The organism is Streptomyces sp. NPDC097617, assembly GCF_044761485.1.
In the GTDB taxonomy this organism is placed as follows: Bacteria; Actinomycetota; Actinomycetes; order Streptomycetales; family Streptomycetaceae; genus Streptomyces.
This window is the reverse complement of sequence record NZ_JBIWCL010000006.1, coordinates 203,124-230,017: the sequence shown is the minus strand read 5'-3', so window position 1 is coordinate 230,017 and position 26,894 is coordinate 203,124. Positions and strand designations below refer to the sequence as shown.

The window sequence follows — 26,894 nt, the reverse complement described above, 5'->3', positions numbered from 1 at the left end:
GTCGCTCTTGACTGCGGATGGCTGACGCGTCCGGGACTGACAGCGGATGAGTGCGACCTCGCGTGCATCGGGCACTCGGGCACGTCGAAGCATCAGAGCTTTCAGCGGACGTTCACGGACATGGCCGTTGTGGAGCGTGTGCAGTGACCGACGACAACGAGCACCAGGCGCACGCACAACACACCCGCGCGAGCGTCACCCTGACAGTTGTCGGGACGGCGATTTGGGTTACCACGGTTGCTCTGCTGGTCGCTCGCGGGTGGGGCACGTGAACGTGGCGGACCTCCCCTAGATTCCCGCCCTCGCCGAGTCGACGCCGCTCGGTCCCCCTACGGCAGTCCTCGGCGAGGGCGGGGCACAGCACCACTCGTCTACGAGAAAGGTCGGGCACCATGACCGTTCTGCTGGACCCGCCGGCTCAGAAGCCGATAGCGGGCATCCACTCGCTTGAACTTGAGATCACGTCCGCATGTCAGCTCAAGTGCCGTATGTGTCTGTCGAGTTCGAGCCCGCAGGCATCTCACGGCGACATGACCCCGAAGGATTGGCGCGCGGTCATCTTCGACGCTGCCGCGCTCGGGGTCCGCACCATTCAGATGATCGGGGGCGAGCCGACCATGCACCCGAAGTGGCGGGAGTTCGTCACCCTCGCGCTGTCCCTCGGGCGTCACGTGGAGATCTACAGCAATCTCTACGAAGTCAAGGAACGGGACTGGTCGCTGTTCGCGGACCCGCGCGTCACTCTCGGAACGAGCTACTACAGCGACCGTCCCGAGGAACACGACGCGGTAACGCAGAAGGAGGGAAGCTACGTCCGGACCCGCGCCAACATCGTGCAAGCGCTTGAGCGCGGCATCGAAGTACGTGCCGGAATCGTTGACGTACTCCCCGGCCAGCGTGTAGCCGAGGGACGCGCCGAGCTCGAAGCGATGGGCATTACCAACATCATCGTGGACCGAGCTCGGGCGGTCGGACGTGCGGCCCTGCCCGGGGTCAAGCCAAGCCTTGACGAGATGTGCGGACGATGCACGCGAGGACGAGCGGCCATCCTGCCGACGGGCGATCTCACCGGATGCGTGCTTTCGCGCGATTTTCCGGCGGGCAACGTGTTGCACACCAGGCTCGCCGAGCTCCTCGGGGGGAAGGCTTGGGCTGATCTCGCCGCAAGCATTTCGCCGGTTCGAGCGGACGCGTGCCCGCCCGACGATTCCGGCGACTGCGGCCCCGCGAACACGACGGCATGCGGTCCCGCGTACGACTGACAGAGAGGCTGAGCACATGGATTGGGACAGACAGGCAATCGCCCTTGCCGACCGAGTAGCGCACCCCGATTCCCGGTGGCTCGACATCGTTTCGGACGTTGCCCGGCACGAGCTCGTTCCCCGCTGGTGGGACAAGGACGAGTCGGGCGCGTGGACGCTGCACATCGGGGCCCATGATCTGAAGGCTTGGGCAAAGGCTGCGTACGCAGACCGTTCGTTGGTCACGAAGGTTGGCGCGCTTCACGCCGATCACGCCGAGCCTGACGACCGGCCCGAGGGCTTACCTACATCGTCCGCCACGCTGCCGAGCCTGGTCGTTCGCATGCTCCGTCACGTACGGCTCAGGGACGGTCTCCGGACTCTGGACCTGGGGACCGGAGCCGGTGGGCTTACTGCCTATGCGTCGCTTCGCATCGGAGACCACAACGTCACGAGCCTGGACATAGATCCGTACCTGACGCATGCAGCAAAACCCCGGCTCGGCGCAATGGGGCTGCACCCGGACTTCATTACGGCAGACGCCACGGACCACGTTCCGGGGACCTATGAGCGGATCGTGTCCACGGTCGGACTGCCCGCAGGCCCCGGGCTCCGTCCCGTGCTCGCTGCGCTGGTGACTGGTGGGCGGATCGCCACGACCCTCGGGCGTACATCGCTCATCGTCACGGGATGGAAGGAGACCAACGGCGATGTTGTAGGCGTAGTGGAGCGCGACACCGCCGGCTTCATGCTGACCCGCTCCGGCGACAACTACCCGCCCGCGCTCTCCGAGCTACTCGCCCTCGCGAAGAGTTCGGAAGGAGACGAGCGGAGCACGGGCCGCTATCCCGTGGTGGACGTGGCGAACGCATGGGAGCTGTCTTCCATGCTCGAAGTCACGACCCCCGGGGTTGAGCACACCTACGAACAGCGCAACCGTCACCGCACCGCCTACATGGTCCACGCAGACGGCTCATGGGCCCGTGCGTCCGCCGAATGGGCTGACCCTCCGAAAGTGCACCAGGGTGGCCCCCGCCGGCTCTGGACAGCGTTGGAGCGCATCCGCAACCGCCATGCCATGGAAGGCTCGTTGCCGCTGCTCGGCGCGCGGGTCCGCATCACCCCGAACGGGGTTGTGCACCTGTCTCGCGGACAGTGGCGCGCATCCATGGGCGATCAGTAGACCAAACACCCGAGCCCCGTCCGTTCCGGCACTCCTCCCCTCGGGACGGGCGGGGCTCTGCTGTCCCCTATCCGAGGATCACGACGTGTTGCAGTGCACCGCTATCAGCAAGATCCCTACAAGGGATGCGCTCATTGCCCTTACACGGATGGAGAACGGTCCCGACAACGCATCGCTGTGGCTCTACCAGCTCGGCGAGTACCGGTTGTGTGAGCTCGCTGGAGACGGCCACGCCGAACACGCAACCATGCTGTGTAACAGCGACGTGCGGGATGACCCGCGAGACCTGTGGCTCCTTTGGACAGATGAGGGCGGGAGGCGGAGAGAACGCCTCGCGGAACTGCCCCCGTGCCCGGAAGCAATCAACCGGGGCCGCCCGAACGCTTGGCACTGCATCCTGTTCGCCGAGCACCCCGCAGTGCACTCCTGGGAGATCTCAGACCCGCTCGGGGACCTGGTCAAACAGCAAGCGAAGGAAGAGGCCTACCGCCGGTTCGACCAGTACGACCAGGACCCGGACTAGTCGCCCTGGTGCTCGCCCTCGCCGGCTCGCTCGGCTACGTGGCTGCCCTTGCCCCACTCGGTCACGACGAGCCCGCGTTCCCGAAGAACGGACACAGCGCGGCGTGCGGTCATCCGGGCAACCCCGTGTGTCTGGCAGAGCTCTGCCTCACTCGGCAGCCGTGCCCCCGGCGGCAGCGCGCCCGACTCAATGTCGGCAGTAAGCGCGTCCAGCACCCGCATGTACGGGGCGCGTGCGCGGGACGAGTCGGGCGAGCTCTCTGGCATGGGGAGAGCGTAGACAACCGGTCATCTCTAGGCGACTTAGACAGGTAGACGAGCTAGACAGGTAGACGAGTTAGACGTGTTGCCTTAGCGTGATTCCACGAACACGAAAACGCCCCGACAACCGCTTAGGACCGGTTGCCGGGGCTCCGCCGAACCAGCTTTTGGGAGCTGAACCGACATGCCCGAGCTTATCGCCCCCATGGTGCTTGGACTCACGTCCGTTACCGCCCTACTCCTCGTACTCCTGCCGAGCCGGCGAGCCCCGGGAAAGCACTCCGGCGCCTACCGCCCCAAGCCCGCCCCCGCGACCGTGAGCCCGTGGTCCCGTCCGTGGACCGGGCCTAGCAGTGCAGACGCACGCAGGATCTTCCGCCCCGAAACCGACGCAGAGACGACCCTCGTACTCTCCCCGGTCCAGCGCGAGAGGCGATACGCGGCAGAGTTCGCGGCCATCGGCGTGGACTACCCGTACACGTACAAGGGGGCACCGTTCCCGCGCTCCGCGTTCCCGCGCTCCGCGTTCGCCGTGGCGGTGTCGGCATGACGCGCGACGGACTGATGAGCCCGCCCCCGACCGGTGACGTAGCGGTGTGCATCGTCTGCCATGAGCAGACCGAAGCGCCCGTAGCGGTACGCGAGATCCACAGCACCAGCGGCCCCGGAACCACGCTGTGGGCCTGTCCCGACCACGCTGTGCAGCTCGGCGCGGGACCTACAGCGGAAGACGTGCACCGTGTCAGTACCGACTGACACCATCGACACCAGACGGAAGGGAGGGGCCGACGATGGCTCTTGCATCACGTGAGCGGCAGTACCTGCACCAGGAACTTACCGAGGAAGTTTCTGCGGTCTACGCGGACATCCTGTGTGACGCATGGGGCACGCTCTTGACGGCGCAGCGGCACATGTCCGCCGCTCGACTCAAGACCGTGCGACAGAACGTCGAAGGGATGGAGCGCGCGGCCCTACTCGCCCTCAAGCGCGCGGAGTACGCGGACCCGAGCTTGACCCCGGAGAAGCGTCTCAAGCGCGACAGAGAGCGCTATGAGACGGCATGGAAGGCAGACCGGGCAGACATCGACGCTGCCCTGTAGACGAGCCCCAGAGAGCGCGACGAGCCCCGTTCGACCACGTGTCGGGCGGGGCTTTGCCGTTCCCGCTGTCCGCCGGTACCCACTCCGCTACCGTCCCCGTATGACCGCTGTGGACGATGCCTATGAAGCCCTCGCCGTGGACCTACTCCAGCGCACAGAACGGGCAGTCGAGACCGTTGCTGCCCTCGCCGTGGACACAGGTATCACGTTCAAGGTCGACGACATCGTGCAGCGCGTAGAAGACGAGCTACCCCCGGACTACCCGAGCCACACAACGGGCGACGTATCACGACGGGACATCATCGCTGCCATGGCGCGCGACATCCTGTCTGGCGAGGCGTACGACGACTGACCAACGCACGCGAGCCCCGTCCGACCACATGTCGGGCGGGGCCTTTTGCATGCCCGGACCTGCTGTTTTTCTAGGTCCCGGGGTGTATGGTCCACCGGGGCGGAGCCCCAGCAGCAGCGGCGCCGCCGGATTTGGCGCCGGCGGGGCTAACTGTCAAGGGCAGACATCTGGGCTGTGAACCAGGCCGTCGGGGGGAGGGACGTCGCGGCAGCGGAAAGGCGTTTGCAGCGTTCCGCGCGCTCCGCCATCGGCATCGACAGCGCCGCGTGCAGCGCCTCCGCCGTCTGCGTCACGTCGTACGGGTTCACCGTCAGCGCGTCCTGGCGGAGCTCCTCGTACGCCCCCGCCCCGGTGGACAGCACCAGCACGCACCCCGCCTCCGACACCACCGGGATCTCCTTCGCCACCAGGTTCATTCCGTCCCGCACCGGGTTCACCAGCGCCACGTCCGCCAGCCGGTACGCCGCCAGCGAGCGCGCGAAGTCGTCCTTCACCGAGACCAGCACCGGCTGCCAGTCCTCCGTACCGAACTCCGCGTTGATCTCCGCCGCCAGCTCCGCCACCGCGGCCGTGTACTCCCGGTAGACCCGCAGGTCCTGCCGTGACGGGTACGCCGACGCCAGGTGGACCACCCGGCCGTGCCACTGCGGGCGCGTGGTGAGCAGTTCGCGGTAGGCCAGCAGGCCGCGCAGGATGTTCTTCGAGAGTTCCGTGCGGTCCACGCGGACGATCGTCCGCAGGCCGTCCACCTCCGCCCGCAGCTCCGCCAGCTTGTCGTTCACCTCCGGCCGGTGCGCCAGCGCCCGCAGTTCGTCGCCGTCCACGCCCAGCGGGTAGGCCCGTACCCGCGTGGTGCGGGTGGGCCACACCGTGTACCGGCGGTGCTCCACCACCGAGCCCTCGAGGACCTCGGCCTGCCCCCACGCGTCGTCGAGCCGTGCCGAGCCCAGGAACTCGGCCGCCCAGGCCTCGGTGTGGAAGCCGAGCACGTCCGCGCCGAGCATGCCCCACAGCAGGGTCTCGCGGACCACGTCCGGCAGCATCGAGAGGTAGCCGGGCGCGGCCCACGGCGTGTGCGTGAAGTGCGCGATCCGCAGGTCGGGGCGCAGCACCCGCAGCAGCCCGGGGACCAGCGCCAGGTGGTAGTCCTGCACCAGTACAGAGGCGCCCTGCGCCGCCTCCTCGGCCAGTGCGTCGGCGAAGGCCTGGTTGTAGCGCTCGTACGACTCCCACCGGCGGCGGAACTCGGCGTCGAAGACCGGCTCGCGCGGGATGTCGTACAGGTGGTGGTGGGTGAACCACAGCACAGAGTTGGCGATGCCGTTGTACGCGTCGTCGTACATGCTGGGATCGATGTCCAGCATCCGGACGCCCGGTTCGGACACGCCCCGGCGGACCGCCTCCCGGTCCGCTTCCGAGAGCGCCGCGCAGATCCACACCGCCTCCGGTTGCTCCGCGAGGGCCGTGGAGAGTCCGGAGACGAGTCCGCCCCCGCCGCGCCGGGCGCTGAGCGTCCCGTCGTCGAGGGCGTAGGAGAGGGGGCCGCGGTTCGCTGCAACGAGTACCTGGGAAGCCATGCGGCCAACCTAGCCCGGCCCGTGCCCGCTCAAACCGTACGTTCCCTCACGCCACGCGACGCCGCGCGTACTCCTTGATGCCCGCCATCGGCGGCCGTTCCTCGGTGTCCACCGGGTACGTCCGCGGTACGAAGCCCTCCGGGCCGCGCTCGAACTGCGTCAGCTCCGGCCGGACGAGGTGCCCGCGCGAGAGCCGTAGCTGGGCGGTGCGGTAGATCGCCGCGGCCATCCGGCCCAGCGCCTGCCCGTCCTGATGGCGGTGGAGCCGTACGCCCACGTCCACTTGGGCCATCGCGTCCAGCCCGACCGTGTGCAGCGCGTCGACCAGCAGGCCCAGCTCGACGCCGTACCCGACGGGGAACGGCAGCCGCTCCAGCAGGGAGCGGCGTACGGCGTACTCGCCCCCCAGCGGCTGGACGAAGCCGGCCAGCTGCGGCCAGTGCAGGTTGAGGAGCGGGCGGGCGACGAGCTCGGTGACCCGGCCGCCCTGGCCGGGGGCCCTGCCGGAGGCGAGCCCGTCGAATTCCGGGCCCAGCGGGCGGTCGTACATCGCCTTGACGAACTGCACGTCCGGGTCGGTCAGCAGCGGCCCCACGATCCCGGAGACGAAAGAGGCGGAGAAGTCCCGCAGGTCGGCGTCGACGAAGCAGACGATGTCCCCGTCGGTGGCCAGCAGCGAGCGCCACAGCACCTCGCCCTTGCCGGGCAGCGCCGGGATGCGCGGCAGCACGTCGTCGCGGTGCACCACCCGGGCCCCGGCCTTGGCCGCGACCTCCGCGGTTCCGTCGGTGGAGCCCGAGTCGACGACGACCAGCTCGTCGACCAGGGGGACGGGCAGTGACTCGATCAGCTCACGCCGGATCACCTCGACGATCGCGCCGACCGTCGCCTCCTCGTCCAGCGCGGGCAGCACCACGCTGACCGTTGTCCCGGCCGCCCGTTTCCGGTCGAGCAGCTGGTCGAGCGGTCGGTCGGCGGCGGACCAGGAGCGGTCGGCCAGCCATCGCTCCACCTCTTCCAGCACCCTCAGCACTCCCTGCGTGTCGGCGATATTCGCCGGTATGTGATCCATCTCGCGGTTCGGACGGCTGTCTCAACCGCCCGGCCCTTCGGTTACAGTCTTGAACAACGCGAAGGACCACCGCATGCCGGGGGTCCCCGCGACAAACGCCCGGGTGCGCCGAAGAGCGCGCCGCCCGGTGCCATACCGCTCATCCAGAGGGGCAGAGGGACACGGCCCGTTGAAGCCCCGGCAACCCTCCAGTCGGTTCTCGCGATCGCACTCAGCGACATCAGCGAGGTCCCCGGCTAGGGAAGGTGCCAATTCCGTCTCATGGCGAAGTGCGCCATGGGGAAGATGAGGAGAAAGGGCCTCGCCATCATGGCTGCACAGACTGCTTCCACCTCTGTTGATCTCGGACCTGCCACCGGCCTTTCCTGTCGTGAGTGCGGTACCCGTTTCGAGCTCGGCCCCATCTTCGCGTGTGCCGAGTGCTTCGGGCCGCTGGAAGTCGCCTACGACCTCCCGACCGGTGACCCCGAGGCCCTGCGCGCCGCGATCGAGGCCGGCCCCGACAACATCTGGCGCTACGCGCCGCTGCTGCCCGTCCCCGCGGACGTGGCCTCCAAGCCCAGCCTGAACCCGGGCTTCACCAAGCTCGTGGACGCGGCCAACCTGGCCAAAGAGCTGGGCGTCACCGGCAAGCTGTACGTCAAGGACGACTCCGGCAACCCGACGCACTCCTTCAAGGACCGCGTGGTGGCCATCGCCGTCGAGGCCGCCCGCGCCTTCGGCTTCACCACCCTGTCCTGCTCCTCGACCGGCAACCTGGCCGGCGCCGTCGGCGCCGCGGCCGCCCGGGCCGGTTTCCGCTCCTGCGTGTTCATCCCGCACGACCTGGAGCAGGGCAAGGTCGTCATGGCCGGTGTGTACGGCGGTGACCTGATCGGCATCGAGGGCAACTACGACGACGTCAACCGCTTCTGCTCCGAGCTCATCGGCGACCCGCTGGGCGAGGGCTGGGGCTTCGTCAACGTCAACCTCCGCCCGTACTACGGCGAGGGCTCCAAGACCCTGGCGTACGAGATCTGCGAGCAGCTCGGCTGGCAGCTGCCCGACCAGATCGTGATCCCGATCGCGTCCGGCTCGCAGCTGACGAAGATCGACAAGGGTTTGCAGGAGCTCATCAAGCTCGGCCTCGTCGAGGACAAGCCGTACAAGATCTTCGGTGCGCAGGCCGAGGGCTGCTCCCCGGTGTCGACCGCCTTCAAGGCCGGTCACGACGTGGTGCGCCCGCAGAAGCCGAACACCATCGCCAAGTCGCTGGCCATCGGCAACCCGGCGGACGGCCCGTACGTCCTGGACATCGCGCGCCGCACCGGCGGATTCGTCGAGGACGTGAACGACGAGCAGGTCGTCGAGGCCATCAAGATCCTCGCGCAGACCGAGGGCATCTTCGCCGAGACCGCGGGCGGTGTGACCGTCGGCGTGACGAAGAAGCTCATCGACAACGGGCAGCTCGACCCGACGCTGACCACTGTCGTCCTCAACACCGGTGACGGCCTCAAGACCCTGGAGGCGGTGGCCGCGGACAGCGGGCAGACCGCCACCATCCGCCCGAGCCTGGACGCGTTCCGCGCCGCCGGCCTGGTCTGACCCCTTCTCCTCCGCCCTACCGGAAAGGCAGTAGCGCCATGAGCGTCAACGTCCGCATCCCCACCATCCTGCGCACCTACACCGGCGGCGTCGCCGAGGTCCCGGCCGAGGGCGCGACCCTCGCCGAGGTCATCGAGTCCCTGGAGAAGAGCCACCCGGGCATCGCCGCGCGCGTCCTGGACGACCAGGGCAAGCTGCGCCGTTTCGTGAACGTCTACGTGAACGACGACGACGTGCGCTTCGAGGGCGGGCTGCAGGCGGTGACGCCTGACGGCGCCGGTGTCTCGATCATCCCGGCCGTCGCGGGCGGTTGCTGATTGCCCGGATCTCCGGGGTCACCTCCCAGGTGACACGCGCAAACCGAAATTGCCCCCTCCGCTAAAAGCGGAGGGGGCAATTCTGCTTGATTGGGCGCGGTAAGGTTGGGGAAGTCCCCTCCGCTGTTCTTGCCCCCTGCATATGAACGGGCCGCGCAAGGGTCGACATTGGGCCAACATGCGAGTGCGCTATGGGGCTTTGGCGAGTTATGTCAGGCCCGAGTTGCCCGGGAGTATGGCAAATTTTCACTCTATTTCAATGTTTCCCGGTGTCCAGAATTCTCATCGGATTGACCTGTTGCAGACAGCATCCGCGCAGATACATTCAGCCTCGGTCGACGCGTTCCGACGCAAGTTCTGACCCGGGATCGCGAAGTGCGTTCCTGCGCAAGGGCCAGTAATAGGGGAGTTAGGCATGGCTCAGGGCACCGTCAAGTGGTTCAACGCGGAGAAGGGCTACGGCTTCATCGCGGTCGACGGTGGTGCGGATGTGTTCGTCCACTACAGCGCCATCCAGATGGACGGGTACCGCACCCTTGAAGAGGGTCAGCGGGTCGAGTTCGAGATCTCGCAGGGCCAGAAGGGTCCGCAGGCGGACATGGTCAAGCTCGCACTCGGCTAGTCCTGGCGCGATCGACCGCCGACACCTGGAACACCACGAGGGGCCCACATCCTGGACACGGGATGTGGGCCCCTCGTGCGTATGCCCTGCAACGGCGGGGCGTTCACCCAAGCAGCTTGCACTCGAGGGGGTCGAGTGCTAATCATTGGCGTTAGCACTCTCCAGGTGAGAGTGCTACTGAAACGAGGACCGGGTCGGTGAGGCCCGCAGTGTTCGGCGGGAAGGAACCGCCGGGCACGCAGGCCGTCCGTCGCGGGCGCGGGCGCGGTCCTGGGAGCAATCCACCGCTGTCCGGGAGGACCACTTCAGATGGCCAAGATCATTGCGTTCAACGAGGAGGCCCGGCGCGGTCTCGAGCGTGGGATGAACCAGCTCGCCGACGCCGTCAAGGTCACCCTTGGCCCCAAGGGTCGCAACGTCGTCCTTGAGAAGAAGTGGGGCGCCCCCACGATCACCAACGATGGTGTCTCCATCGCCAAGGAGATCGAGCTCGAGGACCCGTACGAGAAGATCGGCGCCGAGCTGGTCAAGGAAGTCGCCAAGAAGACGGACGACGTCGCCGGCGACGGTACGACCACCGCCACCGTTCTGGCCCAGGCGCTCGTCCGTGAGGGCCTGCGCAACGTGGCCGCCGGTGCGAACCCGATGGCCCTCAAGCGCGGTATCGAGAAGGCCGTCGAGGCCGTCTCCGCCGCGCTGCTCGCCCAGGCCAAGGATGTCGAGACCAAGGAGCAGATCGCTTCGACGGCCTCCATCTCCGCCGCCGACACCCAGATCGGCGAGCTCATCGCCGAGGCCATGGACAAGGTCGGCAAGGAAGGCGTCATCACCGTCGAGGAGTCCCAGACCTTCGGTCTGGAGCTCGAGCTCACCGAGGGCATGCGCTTCGACAAGGGCTACATCTCGGCGTACTTCGCCACCGACATGGAGCGCATGGAGTCGTCCCTCGACGACCCGTACATCCTGATCGTCAACTCCAAGATCGGCTCGGTCAAGGACCTGCTGCCGCTCCTGGAGAAGGTCATGCAGTCCGGCAAGCCGCTGCTGATCATCGCCGAGGACGTCGAGGGCGAGGCGCTCTCCACCCTCGTCGTCAACAAGATCCGTGGCACCTTCAAGTCCGTCGCCGTCAAGGCCCCGGGCTTCGGTGACCGCCGCAAGGCCATGCTCGGTGACATCGCCATCCTCACGGGCGGCACGGTCATCTCCGAGGAGGTCGGCCTCAAGCTCGAGAACGCCGGTCTCGACCTGCTCGGCCGCGCCCGCAAGGTCGTCATCACCAAGGACGAGACCACCATCGTCGACGGTTCCGGTGAGAGCGACCAGGTCCAGGGTCGCGTGAACCAGATCCGCGCCGAGATCGAGAACTCCGACTCGGACTACGACCGCGAGAAGCTCCAGGAGCGCCTCGCGAAGCTGGCCGGCGGCGTGGCCGTCATCAAGGCCGGCGCCGCGACCGAGGTCGAGCTCAAGGAGCGCAAGCACCGCATCGAGGACGCCGTTCGCAACGCGAAGGCGGCCGTCGAGGAGGGCATCGTCGCCGGTGGCGGCGTGGCCCTGCTGCAGGCCTCCGCGGTCTTCGAGAAGCTGGAGCTCGAGGGTGACGAGGCGACCGGCGCCAACGCCGTGAAGCTCGCCCTGGAGGCCCCGCTCAAGCAGATCGCCGTCAACGGTGGTCTCGAGGGTGGCGTCGTCGTCGAGAAGGTGCGCAACCTGCCGATCGGTCACGGCCTGAACGCCGCGACCGGCGAGTACGTCGACATGATCGCCGAGGGCATCATCGACCCGGCGAAGGTCACGCGCTCCGCGCTGCAGAACGCCGCGTCGATCGCCGCGCTGTTCCTGACGACCGAGGCCGTCATCGCCGACAAGCCCGAGAAGGCCGGTGCCCCCGCGGGCGGCGGCATGCCGGGTGGTGACATGGACTTCTGATCGACCCCGGCTCCGGCCACTGGTTGATCGGCTGTTCTCGAACGAGGGCGGCACCCCGACGGGGGTGCCGCCCTCGGGCGTTTCCGGCGCGCGCCCGTCCCCCGACCGGTCGGGAAAACCGCTGGCCGGGCCGGTTGCGGACGTGCGACGGTGGGCCCATGGGGAGCTCGAGGGCCTATGCCGTGTACCGGGCCGACGACACCGCCGAGGCATGCCGGCGGGCCCGCCTGCTCTGCGCGCGGATGCAGCGGCTCGACGGGGAGGTGTGGCTGTGCGCGCGGCTGCACACCGTCGAGGAGGCCCGGGCGATGGGGGAGCTGCTGCCGGCGGGCCTGTTCGAGTCGTCGTACGACCCGGACTCGGACGCCTACGATCCGGACCTCTGGTACCCGGGCTCGGACCTGCCCGCCCATGACCGTGAGCTGGCGGCCGTACTGCCGCTGACCGTCGACGGGTACGCGGCTCCGGGCCCGGCCGTCGAGGAGTCGTTCCTGCGGGCGCTGGGCGACGGGGCGGGCACGATGCTCTGGCGCGGAGTCCGGGAGGAGAGACCCGAGATCGCGGACCAGTCGGAGGACTCGACGAACCAGCGCGTGGAACTGGACCTGAACGAGGAGCATCCCGACGGCCGGCACACGGTCCACGTGCACTTCCGGTACGAGGACCCCGCTGGCGCCGCCCATCTCGCCGCCGCGATCGGCGGGGCCGTCCTCGGCCCCGTGCAGGTGGGCCGGTGAAGGGGACGCCCCGGCCGTCCCGGTCGGCTTAGGCTGGGCGCATGGCTGAGCCGTTCATCAAGATCTGTGGGCTGCGGACCGCGCACGACGTCGACGTGGCCGTGGCCGCCGGGGCCGATGCCGTCGGGTTCGTCTTCGCGCCGGGGAGCCCGCGGACGGTCGATGCCGTCACCGCGCGTGAGCTGGCCGCGCGGGTGCCCGAAGGGGTGCTGACCGTCGGGGTGTTCCGGGGTCAGTCGGTGGCGGAGGTGCGCCGGTTCGCCGAGGAGAGCGGGGTGCGCGGGGTGCAGCTGCACGGCGAGGAGGGCCCCGAGGACTTCGCGGCGCTGCGCGCCGAGGGCCGGACCCTGCTGCGGGCCACCGCGGAGCACGTGAAGCGCTGCGGCGAGTACGGCGAGGACCTGCTGCTGCTGGACGCGCCCGACCCGGGCTCCGGCAAGCCGTGGAACTGGGGCGCCGCCGAGTTCACCGCACCGGAGGGCCGCTGGCTGCTCGCGGGCGGGCTCAACCCGGGCAACGTGCGCGAGGCGCTCACGACCACCGGGGCCTGGGGCGTGGACGTGTCCAGCGGGGTGGAGCGGGAACGCGGCGTGAAGTCGCCGGAGCTGATCCGTGCCTTCATCGAGGCCGCGGCTCGCTGCCGCTGACGGCCCGCTGACGTCCTGCTGACGGCCCGGCCGGGGTCAGCCGGCGGCGGGGGCGGGAGCCGGGCGGCCGGCCAGCAGGGTGACGAGTGCGAAGGCCAGGCGGCGGGTCCTCGTGAAGGCCATGGGAGCGGTCCTCTGCGGTTTCGGGGGAGCGGTCTGATCTCCATTGCGCCTCGTGCGCGTACCCGCGTCACGGCGCGGATATTCGGGGCTTGACGGACCGGCGCACCGGGTGGGGTCCTCACCCGCGCCGCCACCGGCCGTACCGTGCTCCGCATCCCGCCCGCGCGACCCGGCTGGCGGGTTTTGCCGCCGGACTATGAAGCCAGCTCGTCGCGGCCGAGGACGAGCGGGTGGACGCGGTCGTCGCGCTGAGCACCTGGGGCAATCTGGCGACCAGCCTCTACGACCACGACACCCGCCACCTCAAGGCCGTCGACGTGCTGCTGGGTCTGACCGGCGGTCCCGTGGAGCGCAAGTCCGACGCGGCGACGCAGCAGATCCTGGCGGACTTCGCGGCGAACGAGAACATGGACGAGGTCGTCGCGTGGGGCACCGAGCGCGCCCCGGAGTCCCGGATCGGCGGCACCAACCGCCGTGGCGTGCCGACCTTCTTCTCCAACACCTGGCACGAGGGCCTGTTCCCGGTCAACCAGGTCCTGGAGACCTTCAACCGGCTCACCGTCCCGAAGCGGCTGAACATGTGGATCGGCGACCACGCCGTGCCCGAGGGCCGGACTGACCGGACCGCTGGCCGGTCCGACCGGCCCCAACCTCCCGATGGCCGAGGCCTATGCCTGGCTCGACCACCACCTGCGGGGTGTGGAGAACGAGGTGCCCACCTGGACCGAGGTCAACAACCAGGTCATGTTCACGTATGAGACCGCGCCCGCCCCGGGCGGCGGGCCGAACACCGTCGTCGTCCCGGCGCGGCGGGAACCCCGGCAGACCTGGGAGGAGGTCACCACCTCCACCGAGCGCTGGTTCCTGGCCGACGCGGCCTTCGGGAGCCGGGACGGGTCCCTGACCACCGATCCCGCCGACGGCTGGTCGCGCGCCTTCACCGCCGGGGCCCTGACCGACGCCACGGCGATGGACGGGATCGTGCAGACCGGCAAGGCCGAGTGGAGCGGTAACCCGAAGGTCTACGAGATCGAGAAGTTCGACCGGCAGGCCCTCGCGGTATGGGCCACCGCACCGCTGAGCGCCGACGCCGGGCAGGACGCGGGGCGCCGGATTCGCGGCATCCCCACCGTCCACCTGAGCGTCCGCAGCTCCGCCGCGTCCACGACCCTGGCGGCCTACCTCTTCGACATCGCCGAGGACAACACCGCCAGGATCATCACGCACGAGCCGTACACGCTGTCCGAACTCGTCCCGGACCAGGACGTCACCATCACCTGGAAGCTCCAGGCCGCCGCCTACGACGTGCCCGCCGGACACCGGGTGGCACTGGTGATCAACAGCAAGGACCAGCTGTACTCCGACGCCACCGTCGACGGCAGCACGACCACCGTCACCTCACCGGCCGGGCAGCCGTCCCGCCTGGAACTGCCCCTCGGCTGACCCGCCCGCGAGGGCCCGGCCGGCGGCGGGCGGCGAGCGTCACGCGCCGAAGCCGCCGGCCCGGCCGTCCTCCTCGACGGCCTCGACGTCCGGCATCTCCCGCAGGGCCTCGACCTGTTCGGGGCTCAGCCGGGCGGAGAAGCCGTGCAGCACGGTGCGGTAGACGTGGACCGGGGTGGCGCCGACCCGCTCGGCCACCTCGGCCGGGTCGACCTCCTCCCGCACGGTGACGATGTACGGGGCGTGGTCGGCGGGAGCCGTGTGCGGTACGGGTTCCGGCACGTCGGCGGTGGCCCCGGACACGGGCAGGGCGGCGACGGCGGCCAGTACGGCGACGGCCGCGGTCAGGGTTCGGATCGGACGGATGCGCATGGCCCGAGGCGATCACGCGCGGCGGGGCAGGTCAACGACGCCCGCGGGTGTGGCGGGTGCGCGGCGGGCGGGAGCCGTGCGCTCCCTGATCCGGGGGCGGGGCATACGGGTGAACCCGCAGCGGTTTCCGCGGCCGGACCGCAGCGGGCCACACCCCGGGCGGCCCAAGGGATTAACCCTTTCTGCAGCGTGTCCGACACGGCAGGTTGACGCGGCAATCGGACGATCGGCCAGGTGGAGGCGATGGTTCAAGCCGCGCCGGGGCGCCTTCCGATGCATAGGAGGGCCGCACCCGCGGAGGACACCAGGTCGCGGGGGCGGCTCCTCCATGCCCCCCCACAGCCCGTCAGGGAGCTCCTTCCATGCGTCTGCTCGCACGTCTGGCCACGGCCGTACTGCTCACCGTCACCCCTGTCGCGGCCGGCACCGCCTCCGCCGCGGCCCCGGAGCCGACCCCGGCGCCGCTCCTCACGTCCAAGAACGCGATCCCCGGCAGCTACATCGTCACGCTCGACAAGTCTCTGGACCCGGCGAAGTTCGCCGCGTCCGTCGGGGTGAAGCCGACGTTCACCTACACCACGGCGATCAACGGCTTCGCGACCACGCTCAACGCGACCCAGCTGCGCAACGCCCGGCTGAGCAAGGGCGTGGTGTCAGTCGAGGAGGACTCGCAGGTCAGCGCCCCGCCCGTACCGGGTCCGGCGAGCGGGACGAAGTCGCCGGCGTTTTCCTGGGGCCTGGACCGGATCGACCAGCGGTTCCTGCCGCTCGACAACAACTTCAGCGCGCACGGCAGCGGTCAGGGCGTGACCGCGTACATCGTCGACAGCGGCATCGACTTCACCCACCCGGACTTCGGCGGCCGGGCGGTCCGCGGCTTCGACGCGATCGGTGACGGCCGCAACGGCGCGGACTGCAACGGCCACGGCACGCACGTCGCGGGCACGGTCGGCGGCGCCTCGTTCGGCGTGGCGCGCAAGTCGACCCTGGTCAGCGTCCGCGTCCTCGGCTGCGACGGCCGCGGTCCCTGGTCGGGCATCATCGCGGGCTTCGACTGGGTGGCCCGCAACGCCCACCAGCCGGCCGTTCTGAACGCCTCCCTGGGCGGCGACCGCTCGACCGCCGTCAACAACGCCGCGACCGCCGTGTCCGACCGAGGCGTGCTGCCGGTCATCGCGGCGGGCAACGACAACCGTGACGCCTGCCAGGTGTCGCCCGCGTCCGCCGTGCGCGTGGAGACGGTCGGCGCGACGAACCGCTTCGACGAGGAGACCGGCTTCTCGAACTGGGGCGAGTGCCTGGACATCTACGCCCCGGGCCAGGACATCGTCTCCGCGAGGCTGGGCGGCGGCAGCGTGGCCCTGAACGGCACGTCGATGGCCGCGCCGCACGTCACCGGGGTGGCGGCCCTCTACAAGGCCGAGCACCCCAACGCGCTGCCGGCCGAGGTGCACAACTTCCTCTCCGACAAGTCCACCAAGGACGTCATCGAGAACCTCAGCGACAACAGCCCGAACCAGCTGCTGTTCACCAACGGTCTCTGACCGACCCGACGAACCGGGCCCAGGCCTGCGCGTGGAACACCACGTGCGGGCCTTCGGGCTGCTTGGAGTCCCTCACGGGGACGAGGTCGGGGTGTCCGTCGGCGACTTCGAGGCAGTCCCCGCCAGTGCCGTCGCTGTAGGTCGACTTCCGCCAGGTGGCCATCTCCAGGCAGTCGCCGCCGTCGCCACCGCTGTAGCTGGACTTGTGCCATGCGGCCGTCGTGAGGTCGTACTCAGGCGTGCTGGTCATGTTCGTAATCCTCCGCGACCGATTCGATCAAGGCCAGAGACTTGCGTGGTGACAGCGCGTTGGCCGTGAGCAGATCGTAGGTCAGGGTGTGTTGGGCGACCGTGGCAGGATCGTCGAACAGCTGCCCCGTACCCATGCCTTGGATGTAGGCCAATGGTGGTGCCTCGTCGAAGGACATCAGCTTGAGCGACCCCAACATGCCAGCGTGGAGCCCTGCGCTGAATGGTAGGACTTGGACGATGATCCGGCGAGAGCGGATCAGGCTCGCGATGTGGCGCAGGGCCCCTGCCAGGATCGCTGTGTTGTCTCCGGCACGCCGCAGTACCGCTTCGTCGAGGACACACCACAACAGTGGGGTTGTTGGGTCGCTGAGCAGCGAGGCCCTGGCCAGGCGATTCGTGACCAGCTCGTCGATGGTCCCCTCCGTGGCGGTCGGCTGGTACGCGCGGAACACCTCGCGCGCGTAAGCCTCTGTCTGGAGCAGCCCGGGGATCAGTTGTGGCGCGTACTCGCGGATGGCCGTCGCCAAGGCCTCGGCTTCGGCAGCCGCCGCAAAGTGGTCCGGATACTTGGACTCGGCCGCCGCCTCGCAGTTGCGGGCGAAGAAGCCTCCCGTGGCGAGGATCTCGTCGATCTGCTCGGCGAACTCCAGGTGCATACGACGCGTGCCCGATTCGAGCTGGCCGATGAACGACCCGCTCACGAAGAGGCGTTCGCCGAGTTCCGCCTGGCTCATGCCCGCGCGTTCGCGCGCTACGCGCAGCTCCGCGCCCAGGAGGGCGCGGGGTGAGGAGGAGGGATCGAGGTTCTTTCGTGGCATGGCAACTCCCTGAGCAACATGTGCGGTTGTTGAGGGGCCCTCACTTGAAAGGCTAGTGAGCGCGTCGCCACTCTGTGTGAAGAAGTTGAATACTCAGAGTAGAAAGGTGACATGTCATGGTGCTCTCCCCACAGGAGCGCATGCAGGCGGCCGAAGAGGCCGTCCAGCAGCTGCGGGAATCCCTCGCCGGGGTCGGGGTGCTGTTCCCCTCGCTGGACGTGGAACGGGTCTCGGCCGCCGGTACGTACGGGCTGCCGCTGGTCGACCTGGGCCGCTGCAACCTGGACACCGCGCTGCGGCTGGCCGCCGTCCTGCACGAGCGGGCGGCCGGTTCGTGAGCGAGGCCGTGGAGGCGGCGGAGTTCGCCTTCGAGCTCGGCTGGAAGCTGCGCGGCCTGGAGACGGCGCTCGCGCCGCGCGGGGTGTGCGGGCCCGAGGCGGGCGATCCGAAGCCGCCTCCGCCGCCCGGCCGGCAGCGGTTCACGCTGGTGCACTGCCCGGTGGAGGGATATCCGGGGTTCGACGACCCGCGCTACGAGGGGCTCCGGGCGCGCCCGCCCCAGGGGTGCGCGGTGGAGGACTTCGGCGGCTGCCTCGGGCTGCGGTGCGAGCGGCCGGGTGGGCGGCTGCTCGACGCGGTGGCCGAGCTGTGCGCGGAGATCCGTACCCGGTACGGGCTGCTCATGACCGGGCTCGGCATCGACAAGCTGTGGGAGTGGTCGGCGGACGGTACCGACGGCTGGGGCGCCGAGATCGTGGGGCAGTTGCTGCTGATGGCGGCCGAGCGTGGTCCGAAGCTCGGCTACGGCGTGGACGATCTGACCGGCTTCCTGAAGGAGGCCGCCGGGGCGGGCAGCCCCGGGCGCTGAGACCGATGGGGCCGGTGAGGCCCGGGCGCCGCAGACCCGGGCGATGTCGCAGCCGTAGCGGAACGCTGCGTCGAAGCGGGGCGGCCCGGCCGGGTCGGCGTATGCGCGGATGCCCCGGCCGGGGGCGAACCCGCACAGGGTGGGAGCGGCGGTGGGAATCCTGCGCATGACGCCGAACATCTCCGCGACGGCGGGCGGGGGCGTTCGCGGCGACGGGGGTCAGGCGGGCCGGGCCGAGCCTGCCCATACGGCAGGCTTGCGTCCGGCCCAGGGCGCGGCCTGCTCCAGTTGTGCGGCGAGCCGGAACAGTACGTCCTCGCGTCCGTAGCCCGCGGCGAACTGGACCCCGATCGGCATGCCGGTGGCCGGGTCGGACGCGAGCGGTACCGACATGGCGGGCGTGCCGGCGACGTTGAAGGCGGCGGTGAACGGCGAGCGGTGGAACAGGTGCTCGAGCCGGCCCAGCCCGTCGGCGTTCTCCGCGCCGTGGCCGTAGGTGCCCAGGGCCGCCGGTATCTCGGGGAGGGTGGGCGTCAGCACCAGGTCCTGCTGGTCGAAGTGGGCCCCGATCGAGCGGGCGACGCGGTTGCGGACGTCGAGGGCGTGGACGAACTCCTCCCAGCTCACGCCGAGATCCACGGGGGTGACGGCGACCTGGTGGCCGAGTGATTCCAGCAGTCGGGCGGCGGCCAGAGCGGCGTCGCTCACGGCCGGTTCCACGGCGCGCCCGCTCCAGGGGGTGGTGACCAGGCCGACGCGGAGGCGGCCGGGTTCCATGGTGATCTCTTCGCTGTACGGGCGGCGGGGGCGCTCCGCGAAGTAGGGGTCGCCGGTCTCCGGTCCCTGGATCAGGTCGAGCAGGGCCGCGCTGTCGCGCACGGTCCGGCTGAGCCCGCCGTGCACCGCGAGGCCGTTGAAGACCTCGTCGGCGTCCGGGCCCAGGGAGATCCGGCCCCGGGTGGGCTTGAGCCCGAACAGTCCGGTGCTGGAGGCCGGCACCCGGATCGATCCGGCCGCATCGGTGGCGTGCGCGAGGGGGGTTATTCCGGCGGCGACGGCCGCGGCGGCACCGCCGCTGGAGCCGCCCGGTGTGCGGGTGGGGTCCCAGGGGTTGCGGGTGGCGCCGTACAGGACCGGCTCCGTGGTGGTGCTGTAGGCGAATTCGGGCGTGGCCGTGCGGCCCAGCGTGACCAGGCCGGCCCGGCGGAACCGCCGCATGAGGAAGGAGTCCTCCCCTGCCACGTTGCCGGCGGCGAGGCGACTGCCCAGCTCGACGCGCTTGCCCCGCATGGACACGGCCAGGTCCTTGATGAGGAACGGCACGCCCGCGAGCGGTGTGCTGCCCGGGGCCGGGGTGTCCTCGGCGGGCCAGCTCTCCACCACGGCGTTGATCTGCGGGTTCACGGCCGCCATCGCGGCCTGGGCCGCGCCGGTGAGCTCGGCCGCGGTCACCTCTCCCCGGGCCACGAGCCCGGCCGGCCCCGCCGCGTCGTACTGGGTGTATTCGCGCAACTCCACGGCACTCTCCTTACGTCCCCGATCGGTCCCGTGCGATACCGATCGGTATCGTTTGGGGGTGATCGGTAACGTAGCATGGGTCGGGAGGAGCCGGCCGGCGCGACCGAAGCGAGGCACAGCATGACGAGCAGCACCCCGAGGCCGGGCAGGGACTCGAGAGTCGCCCGCCTCCCGCCGCGCGAGCGCATCCTCGACGCGGCCGAGGAACTCTTCCTCCGGGAGGGCGTCAGGGCGGTCGGGGTCCAGGCCATCGCCGAACGGGCGAAGACCACGAAGATGGCGCTCTACCGTCACTTCGCCACCAAGGACGCGCTGATCGAGGAGTGGCTGAGGATCGTCGCGGCGGAGTACTCGACCGCCTTCGACCGGGTGGAGGCCGAGCACGCGGACGACGGCCGGGCCCAGGTGCTGGCGGTGGCAGATTTCGTCGCCGACGGGCTACCGGCCATCGTCCAACGCGGCTGCCCCTTCGTGAACTCCGTCGCGGGCCTGGGCGACACCGGCCATCCGGCCCGTCGGCTGATCGAGGACCACAAGGCCAATCAGCGGCGTCGCCTCACGGCCATGTGCGAGCGGGCGGGCGCGCACGTGCCCGATGACGTCTCCGCGGAGATCACCTTCCTGCTGGAAGGCGCCCAGGTCAGCGCGCAGAACGGCAGCGTCGACCGCGCGGGGGACAGGCTCGTGGCGGCGGTCGAGGCAGTTCTGGACAGAGGGACGGCGGTACGGGAGCCCTAGGAGCCTGTCGGCATGGCCGGGGCGAAGGGCGGGGTGTCCTGTCGGCAGGTGGCCCTGGCGGGCGGCAGGGCACCGGTGGTGAGGTAGCGCACGGCGTAGTCGTTCACGCAGGTGCTTGGATTGAGCAGGGCCGTGTGGCCGTAGCCCTGCAGGGTCAACAGCCGGGCATCGGCCAGTTGGCTCGTCATGGACTGGGCTGCCTGATACGAAGTGGCCGTGTCGTAGACGGGGTTGACGACGAGGATCGGGTGGGCGGTGGTCCGGTCGAACGGGCCTGTGTAGCGCTTGGCGGCCGTGGTCGGCCACTGCGCGCACCACTCGTAGTCCCAGACCCAGCGGCGGCCGAGGTCGCCCGCGCGTTCGGCGCTGAATGCGTCGAGCTGGGCGTAGCGGCTGAGCACACGGGGGTTGGGGCTGTCCGAGCAGACCACGGCGGCCTCCTGCTCGGTTCCGGGGTACTTCCCCGCCGGAGGCGGCGCGGCCGCCTCGGGCTCGCGCTCCTGCCAGAGTGCCTGCAGCATCTCCGCGGCGCTTGTCCAGCCCGGGTGGACGATGTACAGGTCCTGCCGCAGTTCCGTGACGGCCCTCGCGTAGGTCCACCGGCCCACCGAGCGACGCTGGAGTCGTCGCATCAGGTCCGTGTATTTGGCGTGGGTCGCCTTGGGGGTGCCCGCCGAGAAGGCACAGCGGGATGCGGGGGCCTCGCCGCACAGGTTGAGGAACTGGTCCAAGGTGTCGGCCGAACCCAGGTCCGATCCCATGCGCAACGACGTGGTCTGCCGCGGTTCGCCGTTCATCGCACCGTCCACGTAGCTACGGGGGTCGACGTTCCCGTCCAGGACGAGGCCGCCCACCTTGTCCGGGAAGGTGTTGGCGTAGACCGCGCCGAGGAACGTGCCGTACGAGACGCCCCAGTAGTGCAGTTGCTCGTCACCCACGGCCCGGCGCAACTGGTCCAGGTCGCGGGCGCTGTAGTACGTGGAGACGTACGGCAGCAGGTTCGCGGCACGCTTCTTGCAGCCTTCGGCCAGTTCCGCCCTGCCGGCGAACCAGACCTGCCGCTCTTTCTCACCCACCGGGAACCCCACGGGCTGCCGTGCCCAGAAGGCCGTCGCTTCCTCGGCGTCGCCGAAGCACCGCACCGCCGTGCTGCGGCCCACGCCGCGCGGGTCCCAGCTCACGATGTCGAAGCGCTTGCGCAGCTCAGCAGGGAAGAAGCGGTCGTACCAGGCCGGCAGAGCGTCGGTGCCGGCTCCTCCGGGTCCGCCGGGATTGAAGAACAGCGAACCGATTCTTGTCGACGGGCTGGTGGCTCTGCGCCGGATCACAGCAAGATCTACGACCTTCCCCGACGGATGGTCGTAGTCGAGCGGGACCGGCAACGTCGCGCACTCGGATCCCTGCTCAGCAGGCTCCTCGCACGGCTCCCACTTCAGCCCCGATCCTCCACTTTCCCCGCTTCCCCCGCCACGAACGGCTTGCGGCGCAGCCGCAGCGGTCATGAGGAACAGGCACGCGGCCAGCGCGGCGGCGCGTGGCGCCACGCGCCCGCGCCCGCCGGATATCGGACCTGACATTGGTTTCCTTCCGCCGTGAGCCGGCCACCGATGCCGCAAGGCCCGCGATCTTGATTCACCTCACCACGGAACCCGTACGGTCAGCACCCGCTGCGCACCCGAACAGGTTCCGCGGCTGCTGCTGGGGGCGGCGGACACCCACGACGGGATCGGCGGAACCTAGGCCGGGACGCGTTCCTTCGGGGGTGCTTCGGCGGCGGTCGTGGTGTTCGGGTCCGGTTCCGGGTCGGTGTTGAGGTCGGCCAGCATCCGGCGGGTGAAGCCGAAGAAGTAGGTGGCGACGAAGCCCGTCAGGTAGCCGACCAGCAGGCCGCCCGCGTAGATCGCCAGGGTGATGCCGACGCTGGACCTGCCGTCCAGCAGGGGGAAGAGGGCCCAGCCCGAGGGGCCGATGGCGGTGGAGCCGAAGGCGACGCCCAGTTGGTGGAAGAGGCCGACGAAGGCGCCGCCGGCCGCGCCGCCGATGCAGGCGGTGACGAAGGGGCGGCCCAGCGGCAGGGAGACGCCGTAGATCAGTGGTTCGCCGATGCCCAGGAAGCCGGCCGGGAGCGCGGACTTGATGGTGGCGCGCAGCGAGCCGTTGCGCGGGAGCCGGTAGTAGACGGCGATGGCCGCGCCGACCTGGCCCGCGCCCGCCATGGCGAGGATGGGCAGCAGGACGGTGTAGCCGTCCTGCTCGATGAGGGTGGTGTGGATGGGGATCAGGGCCTGGTGCAGGCCCAGCATCACGAGGGGGAGGAAGAGGCCGCCCAGGATCAGGCCCGCGAACGCGCCGCCGGTGGCGAGGAGCCAGTTCGCGAAGGTGCCGATGGCGGCGGAGGCCTCACCGGCGAGGTACATCAGGCCGAAGAGGGTGACCAGGCCCGAGATCAGCACGGTGAGGGTGGGGGTGACGAGGACGTCCAGGGCCTCGGGGACCCAGGTGCGGCACCACTTCTCCACGTACACGGCGAGGAGGGCGGCGGCGAGCGCGCCGAGGACGCCGCCCTGGCCGGGCCTGAGCTCCAGACCGAAGGCGTCGATCTTCGCGACGCCCGGGAACACGATGATCGCGGCGACCGCACCGCCCAGGATCGGCGTACCGCCGAACTCCTTGGCCGTGTTGTACCCGACGAAGACGGCGATCAGGGACATGAAGCCGGACGCGATGGCGGCGAGGGCGGGGACGACCGCGGGCACCCAGCCCAGATTCGTCAGCAGGCCGTTCAGCCCGGCGATGATGCCGCAGCCGATGAGCGCCGGGATCAGCGGGACGAAGATGTTCGCGATGCGGCGCAGGAACAGCTTGAAGGGGGTGGCGTTGCGGGCCTTCTGCGCCTCCTTCAGTGCCGCGCCCTGCGCGGCGAGGTCGTCCGCGGTGATGGTGCGGTCGGCGGCCGCAGCCGCAGCCGGAGCCGGAGCCGACGCGGGTGCCGCTGTCGGGGGCGGTGTCGCCGAGCGGCCCTCCTCGACCAGTGCCTCGAACTCCGGGGTCACGCGGGCGACGGCGCCCGGGCCCAGCACGATCTGGTAGGTGTCGTCCTCGACCACGCCGAGGACGGCGGGGAGGGCGCGCAGGGCCTCGTCCCGGACCAGCGAGCGGTCGCGCAGCGAGATGCGCAGGCGGGTCATGCAGTGCGCGATCGAGGTGATGTTGTCCGGGCCGCCGACCAGCGGAAGGATCGCGGCGGCGGTGGCGCGGTTCTTGTCAGTGGGCATGGGGGATCGCCTCGGTTCAGGGGTCGGGGGTTCGGGGGTCAGCCGGTGTGGGCGCGGTCGAGGGCGGCGCGCAGGTGGCCCCGCGAGGCGGCGAGCAGTTCGGCGGCCGTGGGCCCGTCGACTCCGCCGAGGACGACGAGGACGGCGTTCTTGACCTCGCCGCCGGTGACGGCGAGCGCGGCCTCGATCTCCTCGTCGGGCGCGCCGGTGGCCAGCGCGACGATGCGGCGGGCGCGGGCGCGCAGCTTCTCGTTCGAGGAGCGCATGTCGACCATGAGGTTCCCGTACGTCTTGCCGAGCCGGATCATCGTGATCGTCGAGACGAGGTTGAGGACGAGCTTCTGCGCGGTGCCGGCCTTCAGGCGGGTGGAGCCGGTGACGAGTTCGGGTCCGACGACGACCTCGATGCCGTGGTCGGCGGCCGCGGCGAGGGCGGAGCCGGCGTTGCAGGAGAGCCCGACGGTGAGCGCCCCGCGGGTACGGGCGAACTCGACGGCGCCGATCGCGTACGGGGTGCGGCCCGAGGCGGAGATGCCGACGACCGTGTCGTCCGGTCCGATCCCCAGCGCGGTGAGGTCCTCGGCGGCCAGCTCCTTCGAGTCCTCGGCGCCCTCGACGGCCTTGACCATCGCGGACGGGCCGCCCGCGATCAGTCCGACGACATCGGCCGGGTCGGTGTTGAAGGTGGGCGGGCACTCGCTCGCGTCCAGGACGCCCATCCGGCCGGCCGTGCCGGCGCCCGCGTAGACGAGACGGCCGCCGCGGGCCATCCGCTCGGCGATCGCGTCGACGGCGGCGGCGATCTGCGGGAGCTGTGCGGCGACGGCGGCCGGGACGGTGGCGTCCTCGGCGTTCATGGTGCGGGCGATGTCAAGGGTGGACAGCCGGTCGATCTCGGCGAGGTCCTGGCGGAAGGCCTCGGTGGTGAGGGTGTCCAGGTGGGCGCGGAGGTCTGCGTGGGCGGTCATGGGTGACTCCCTGGCGGGTGGCGGGGGTGCGTGTGGTCCGGTCAAAGATCGGGGCTCCGCCCCGGACCCCGCGCCTCAAACGCCGGCGGGGCTGGAGGTGGGGGCGGGGCTGGGTGTGTCAGCGGGGCCTGTGGCGGTGGGCGAGGGCTTCGTAGGAGGCGGCGAGGGCGGGTGCGGCGGTGTCGTAGGTCCGCTGCGCGATGCCGACGAAGAGGCAGTCGACGACGAGCAGCTGGCTGGTCCGGCTGGACATGGCGGCCGGGCGCAGCTGGGTCTCGCGGGCGGCGGAGGTGGCCAGGACGAGGTCGGCGTGGCGGGTGACGGGGCTGTTCGGGCGGCCGGTGAGGGCGAGCGTGGTGGCGCCGCGGCCGAAGGCGACGCGCAGCGGTTCGATCACATCGCCGGTGGTGCCGGAGTGGGTGATCGCGACGGCGACATCGCCGGGGCGCAGCTGCACGGCGCCCGTGACGGCCAGGTGCGGGTCGCTGTGTGCGTGGGCGACGAGGCCGATGCGCAGCAGCTTCTGGGCGAGGTCCTGGCCGACGAGGGCGGAGGCGCCGACGCCGTAGATGTCGATGCGGCGGGCGGTGGCGAGGGCGGTGACGGCGGCGGCGAGCTGGGTGAGATCGAGGGCGGCGGCGGTGTCGGTGAGGGTCTGCGCCTCCTCGTGGGCCAGCTTGGCGACGACGTCCGCGAGGGGGTCGTCGACGGCTATGTCGACGGTGATGGCGGGGGCGGCGCCGGACTCCTGCTGCGCGGCGAGGGCGGCGAGGGCGGCGAGCGCGAGGCGCAGGTCGCGGTAGCCGGGGTAGCCGAGGAGGCGGGCGGTGCGCACGACGGTGGCCTCGCTGGTGCCGGTGTGCTCCGCGAGGGCGGAGACGGTGAGCCGGGCGCAGGTGGCGGGGTCGGCGGCTACGGCGTCGGCGACGGCCTGTACGGAGCGGGGCAGGGACGGGCCGAGGCTGCGGATCCGGGCCCGGAGGGCGTGCGCCGGTGGGGCCGGGGCGGCGGGGGCGGCGGCGGGGGGCTCAGGCGTGCTGGAAGTATCCTTCTGATTCTGGCTCACGCCTGAAACTTATTTTCAGAGGCGGCGGCGGTCAATACGCCACAAGGCCCTCGGAAAGAGGGCCTTCATCACCGGCCCCTCACGGGTCCACAATGGGCGCATGGACCACGCGACCCCCCTGGAACAGGCGCTGCACGTCGCCCGTGCCCTCGTACTCGCCGATCTCGCTGCCGGCGAGGTCGCCGATGCCGATGTCGTCTCCCTCGTCGAGGACTCGGTCACGCACCGCCGGTGGTGGGTGGAGCAGTGGCCGGAGGGCGTCGACTACCTTGCCGGACTCGTCGCTCAGGACGTGAAGGACGCGCTGCTGGAGAAGTACGGACGCTGGCCGCTGTGCCCGGTCTGCAACCACGGTGAGCCGCATGCGCTGGACGTGGAGCCGGAGCTCGGACCCGACCCGCACTGGGTGTGCTCGGAGGCGGGCGTGAAGGTGGCCGCGATCGGCGGCCTGGGCCCGGTCTTCGGCCTCCGGTGAGCAGCCGGTGACCGTCTACATCGACCCGCCGACCTGGCCGGGCCACGGCCGCATGTGGTCGCACCTGGTCAGCGACGTCTCGTACGAGGAGCTGCACGCCTTCGCGGCGGGCATCGGCTGTCCGCTGCGGGCTTTCGAGCGGGACCACTACGACGTGCCCTCGTACCGGTACGCGGACGCGGTCGGCGCCGGGGCGGTGGAGATCGGCAGCAAGGAACTCGTCCGCCGGCTCACCGCGGCGGGACTGCGCCGCCCGAAGGGCCGGCCGGCCGCTTAGGTGTGTGGTC

Annotated in this window: 32 protein-coding genes and 1 riboswitch; of the genes, 21 read left to right on the top strand and 11 right to left on the bottom strand. The window is 70.4% G+C overall.

The genetic code is table 11. The annotated features are described in order from the left end of the window. Positions 1-392 precede the first annotated feature (392 nt). From ACIQZO_RS13710 to ACIQZO_RS13700, 3 genes are all read left to right on the top strand, one after another. Positions 393-1,262: a radical SAM/SPASM domain-containing protein gene (locus tag ACIQZO_RS13710; RefSeq protein WP_403624815.1), complete on the top strand. Its 870-nt coding sequence runs from the start codon at positions 393-395 to the stop codon at positions 1,260-1,262. 16 nt (positions 1,263-1,278) lie between these two features. Beyond that, on the top strand, positions 1,279-2,424 hold the full coding sequence (locus ACIQZO_RS13705) for a methyltransferase domain-containing protein (protein ID WP_403624812.1): 1,146 nt from the start codon (positions 1,279-1,281) through the stop codon (positions 2,422-2,424). Between the two features lie 85 nt (positions 2,425-2,509). Further along, positions 2,510-2,947: a hypothetical protein gene (locus ACIQZO_RS13700; RefSeq protein ID WP_403624809.1), complete on the top strand. Its 438-nt coding sequence runs from the start codon at positions 2,510-2,512 to the stop codon at positions 2,945-2,947. Here ACIQZO_RS13700 and ACIQZO_RS13695 read toward each other — a convergent pair. Beyond that, positions 2,944-3,213 carry a GntR family transcriptional regulator gene (locus ACIQZO_RS13695; protein WP_403624806.1) on the bottom strand — a complete coding sequence of 90 codons (270 nt, stop codon included), beginning with the start codon at positions 3,211-3,213 and terminating at the stop codon, positions 2,944-2,946. The two genes, ACIQZO_RS13700 and ACIQZO_RS13695, sit on opposite strands and share 4 nt — an antisense overlap. 178 nt (positions 3,214-3,391) lie before the next feature. On the opposite strand from ACIQZO_RS13695, the gene ACIQZO_RS13690 reads away from it, so the two are divergent. The 4 genes from ACIQZO_RS13690 (at position 3,392) to ACIQZO_RS13675 (ending at position 4,659) form a co-directional block, all read left to right on the top strand. Continuing rightward, entirely contained in the window at positions 3,392-3,757 is a 366-nt protein-coding gene (locus ACIQZO_RS13690) for a hypothetical protein (RefSeq protein ID WP_403624803.1), read from the top strand. Next, the gene (locus tag ACIQZO_RS13685) at positions 3,754-3,963 is read left to right on the top strand and encodes a hypothetical protein (RefSeq protein WP_403624800.1); all 210 of its coding nucleotides are present in this window, start codon (positions 3,754-3,756) and stop codon (positions 3,961-3,963) included. The genes ACIQZO_RS13690 and ACIQZO_RS13685 overlap by 4 nt, the downstream gene beginning before the upstream one ends. A 35-nt stretch (positions 3,964-3,998) precedes the next feature. Then, entirely contained in the window at positions 3,999-4,307 is a 309-nt protein-coding gene (locus ACIQZO_RS13680) for a hypothetical protein (RefSeq protein WP_403624797.1), read from the top strand. 100 nt (positions 4,308-4,407) lie between these two features. Beyond that, positions 4,408-4,659, top strand: a complete 252-nt coding sequence (locus ACIQZO_RS13675) for a hypothetical protein (RefSeq protein ID WP_403624794.1) — start codon at positions 4,408-4,410, stop codon at positions 4,657-4,659. Positions 4,660-4,805: 146 nt separating this feature from the next. Here the strand turns inward: ACIQZO_RS13675 and ACIQZO_RS13670 are convergent, their stop codons facing one another. After that, the gene (locus ACIQZO_RS13670) at positions 4,806-6,236 is read right to left on the bottom strand and encodes a trehalose-6-phosphate synthase (RefSeq protein WP_403624791.1); all 1,431 of its coding nucleotides are present in this window, start codon (positions 6,234-6,236) and stop codon (positions 4,806-4,808) included. Between the two features lie 46 nt (positions 6,237-6,282). Continuing rightward, positions 6,283-7,260 (bottom strand): glucosyl-3-phosphoglycerate synthase, encoded by a 978-nt coding sequence (locus tag ACIQZO_RS13665; protein WP_403625040.1) that lies wholly within the window; start codon positions 7,258-7,260, stop codon positions 6,283-6,285. A gap of 184 nt (positions 7,261-7,444) precedes the next feature. Beyond that, positions 7,445-7,600, top strand: a riboswitch (SAM riboswitch). Here ACIQZO_RS13665 and thrC point away from each other — a divergent pair. The 8 genes from thrC to ACIQZO_RS13625 all read left to right on the top strand — a co-directional run bounded on the left by thrC (position 7,594) and on the right by ACIQZO_RS13625 (position 14,713). After that, complete coding sequence (gene thrC, locus ACIQZO_RS13660) at positions 7,594-8,892, top strand: threonine synthase (protein ID WP_403624788.1); 1,299 nt, start codon at positions 7,594-7,596, stop codon at positions 8,890-8,892. It overlaps the preceding riboswitch by 7 nt. Before the next feature lie 38 nt (positions 8,893-8,930). After that, positions 8,931-9,209, top strand: a complete 279-nt coding sequence (locus ACIQZO_RS13655; protein WP_403624785.1) for a MoaD/ThiS family protein — start codon at positions 8,931-8,933, stop codon at positions 9,207-9,209. A 415-nt stretch (positions 9,210-9,624) separates the two neighbouring features. Then, a complete protein-coding gene (locus ACIQZO_RS13650; RefSeq protein ID WP_030009783.1) occupies positions 9,625-9,831 on the top strand; it encodes a cold-shock protein in 207 nt (68 codons plus the stop codon). A 309-nt stretch (positions 9,832-10,140) separates the two neighbouring features. Then, positions 10,141-11,763: a chaperonin GroEL gene (groL, locus tag ACIQZO_RS13645; protein WP_403624781.1), complete on the top strand. Its 1,623-nt coding sequence runs from the start codon at positions 10,141-10,143 to the stop codon at positions 11,761-11,763. A 158-nt stretch (positions 11,764-11,921) separates the two neighbouring features. Beyond that, positions 11,922-12,500: a hypothetical protein gene (locus ACIQZO_RS13640; protein ID WP_403624779.1), complete on the top strand. Its 579-nt coding sequence runs from the start codon at positions 11,922-11,924 to the stop codon at positions 12,498-12,500. A gap of 41 nt (positions 12,501-12,541) precedes the next feature. Then, the gene (locus tag ACIQZO_RS13635; RefSeq protein WP_403624776.1) at positions 12,542-13,147 is read left to right on the top strand and encodes a phosphoribosylanthranilate isomerase; all 606 of its coding nucleotides are present in this window, start codon (positions 12,542-12,544) and stop codon (positions 13,145-13,147) included. A 353-nt stretch (positions 13,148-13,500) separates the two neighbouring features. Beyond that, a complete protein-coding gene (locus ACIQZO_RS13630) occupies positions 13,501-14,028 on the top strand; it encodes a hypothetical protein (protein WP_403624773.1) in 528 nt (175 codons plus the stop codon). Next, positions 13,928-14,713, top strand: a complete 786-nt coding sequence (locus tag ACIQZO_RS13625) for a CocE/NonD family hydrolase C-terminal non-catalytic domain-containing protein (RefSeq protein WP_403624770.1) — start codon at positions 13,928-13,930, stop codon at positions 14,711-14,713. The genes ACIQZO_RS13630 and ACIQZO_RS13625 overlap by 101 nt, the downstream gene beginning before the upstream one ends. Positions 14,714-14,752: 39 nt before the next feature. Here the strand turns inward: ACIQZO_RS13625 and ACIQZO_RS13620 are convergent, their stop codons facing one another. Next, the gene (locus tag ACIQZO_RS13620; protein ID WP_403624767.1) at positions 14,753-15,085 is read right to left on the bottom strand and encodes a protease inhibitor I9 family protein; all 333 of its coding nucleotides are present in this window, start codon (positions 15,083-15,085) and stop codon (positions 14,753-14,755) included. Positions 15,086-15,447: 362 nt separating this feature from the next. Between ACIQZO_RS13620 and ACIQZO_RS13615 the strand changes: the two genes are divergently transcribed. Further along, complete coding sequence (locus ACIQZO_RS13615; protein ID WP_403624764.1) at positions 15,448-16,629, top strand: S8 family peptidase; 1,182 nt, start codon at positions 15,448-15,450, stop codon at positions 16,627-16,629. On the opposite strand, the gene ACIQZO_RS13610 is transcribed toward ACIQZO_RS13615, so the two are convergent. Further along, positions 16,613-16,879, bottom strand: coding sequence for a DUF397 domain-containing protein (locus ACIQZO_RS13610; protein WP_403624761.1), 267 nt, complete (start codon positions 16,877-16,879; stop codon positions 16,613-16,615). The two genes, ACIQZO_RS13615 and ACIQZO_RS13610, sit on opposite strands and share 17 nt — an antisense overlap. Beyond that, positions 16,863-17,699, bottom strand: a complete 837-nt coding sequence (locus tag ACIQZO_RS13605) for a Scr1 family TA system antitoxin-like transcriptional regulator (protein ID WP_403624759.1) — start codon at positions 17,697-17,699, stop codon at positions 16,863-16,865. Before ACIQZO_RS13605 ends, ACIQZO_RS13610 begins: the two co-directional genes overlap by 17 nt. Before the next feature lie 116 nt (positions 17,700-17,815). Here ACIQZO_RS13605 and ACIQZO_RS13600 point away from each other — a divergent pair, with 116 nt between their 5' ends. Both ACIQZO_RS13600 and ACIQZO_RS13595 read left to right on the top strand, forming a co-directional pair. Then, positions 17,816-18,037, top strand: a complete 222-nt coding sequence (locus ACIQZO_RS13600) for a hypothetical protein (protein WP_393785780.1) — start codon at positions 17,816-17,818, stop codon at positions 18,035-18,037. Further along, complete coding sequence (locus ACIQZO_RS13595; protein WP_403624756.1) at positions 18,034-18,567, top strand: amidase; 534 nt, start codon at positions 18,034-18,036, stop codon at positions 18,565-18,567. The genes ACIQZO_RS13600 and ACIQZO_RS13595 overlap by 4 nt, the downstream gene beginning before the upstream one ends. A 219-nt stretch (positions 18,568-18,786) precedes the next feature. Here the strand turns inward: ACIQZO_RS13595 and ACIQZO_RS13590 are convergent, their stop codons facing one another. Next, positions 18,787-20,085: an amidase gene (locus ACIQZO_RS13590; protein ID WP_403624753.1), complete on the bottom strand. Its 1,299-nt coding sequence runs from the start codon at positions 20,083-20,085 to the stop codon at positions 18,787-18,789. 120 nt (positions 20,086-20,205) lie between these two features. On the opposite strand from ACIQZO_RS13590, the gene ACIQZO_RS13585 reads away from it, so the two are divergent. Beyond that, the gene (locus ACIQZO_RS13585) at positions 20,206-20,823 is read left to right on the top strand and encodes a TetR/AcrR family transcriptional regulator (RefSeq protein ID WP_403624750.1); all 618 of its coding nucleotides are present in this window, start codon (positions 20,206-20,208) and stop codon (positions 20,821-20,823) included. On the opposite strand, the gene ACIQZO_RS13580 is transcribed toward ACIQZO_RS13585, so the two are convergent. The 4 genes from ACIQZO_RS13580 to ACIQZO_RS13565 form a co-directional block, all read right to left on the bottom strand. Then, positions 20,820-22,151, bottom strand: a complete 1,332-nt coding sequence (locus ACIQZO_RS13580; protein ID WP_403624747.1) for an alpha/beta hydrolase — start codon at positions 22,149-22,151, stop codon at positions 20,820-20,822. The genes ACIQZO_RS13585 and ACIQZO_RS13580 overlap by 4 nt on opposite strands. Before the next feature lie 408 nt (positions 22,152-22,559). Further along, positions 22,560-24,098 (bottom strand): PTS transporter subunit EIIC, encoded by a 1,539-nt coding sequence (locus ACIQZO_RS13575; protein WP_403624744.1) that lies wholly within the window; start codon positions 24,096-24,098, stop codon positions 22,560-22,562. A 38-nt stretch (positions 24,099-24,136) separates the two neighbouring features. Beyond that, complete coding sequence (gene murQ / locus ACIQZO_RS13570; RefSeq protein ID WP_403624741.1) at positions 24,137-25,066, bottom strand: N-acetylmuramic acid 6-phosphate etherase; 930 nt, start codon at positions 25,064-25,066, stop codon at positions 24,137-24,139. A 118-nt stretch (positions 25,067-25,184) separates the two neighbouring features. Next, positions 25,185-26,036: a MurR/RpiR family transcriptional regulator gene (locus tag ACIQZO_RS13565; protein WP_403625037.1), complete on the bottom strand. Its 852-nt coding sequence runs from the start codon at positions 26,034-26,036 to the stop codon at positions 25,185-25,187. Between the two features lie 196 nt (positions 26,037-26,232). On the opposite strand from ACIQZO_RS13565, the gene ACIQZO_RS13560 reads away from it, so the two are divergent. Both ACIQZO_RS13560 and ACIQZO_RS13555 read left to right on the top strand, forming a co-directional pair. Continuing rightward, entirely contained in the window at positions 26,233-26,607 is a 375-nt protein-coding gene (locus tag ACIQZO_RS13560; protein WP_030727652.1) for a hypothetical protein, read from the top strand. Positions 26,608-26,614: 7 nt separating this feature from the next. After that, a complete protein-coding gene (locus ACIQZO_RS13555; protein ID WP_398676636.1) occupies positions 26,615-26,884 on the top strand; it encodes a DUF4031 domain-containing protein in 270 nt (89 codons plus the stop codon). Positions 26,885-26,894 lie beyond the last annotated feature (10 nt).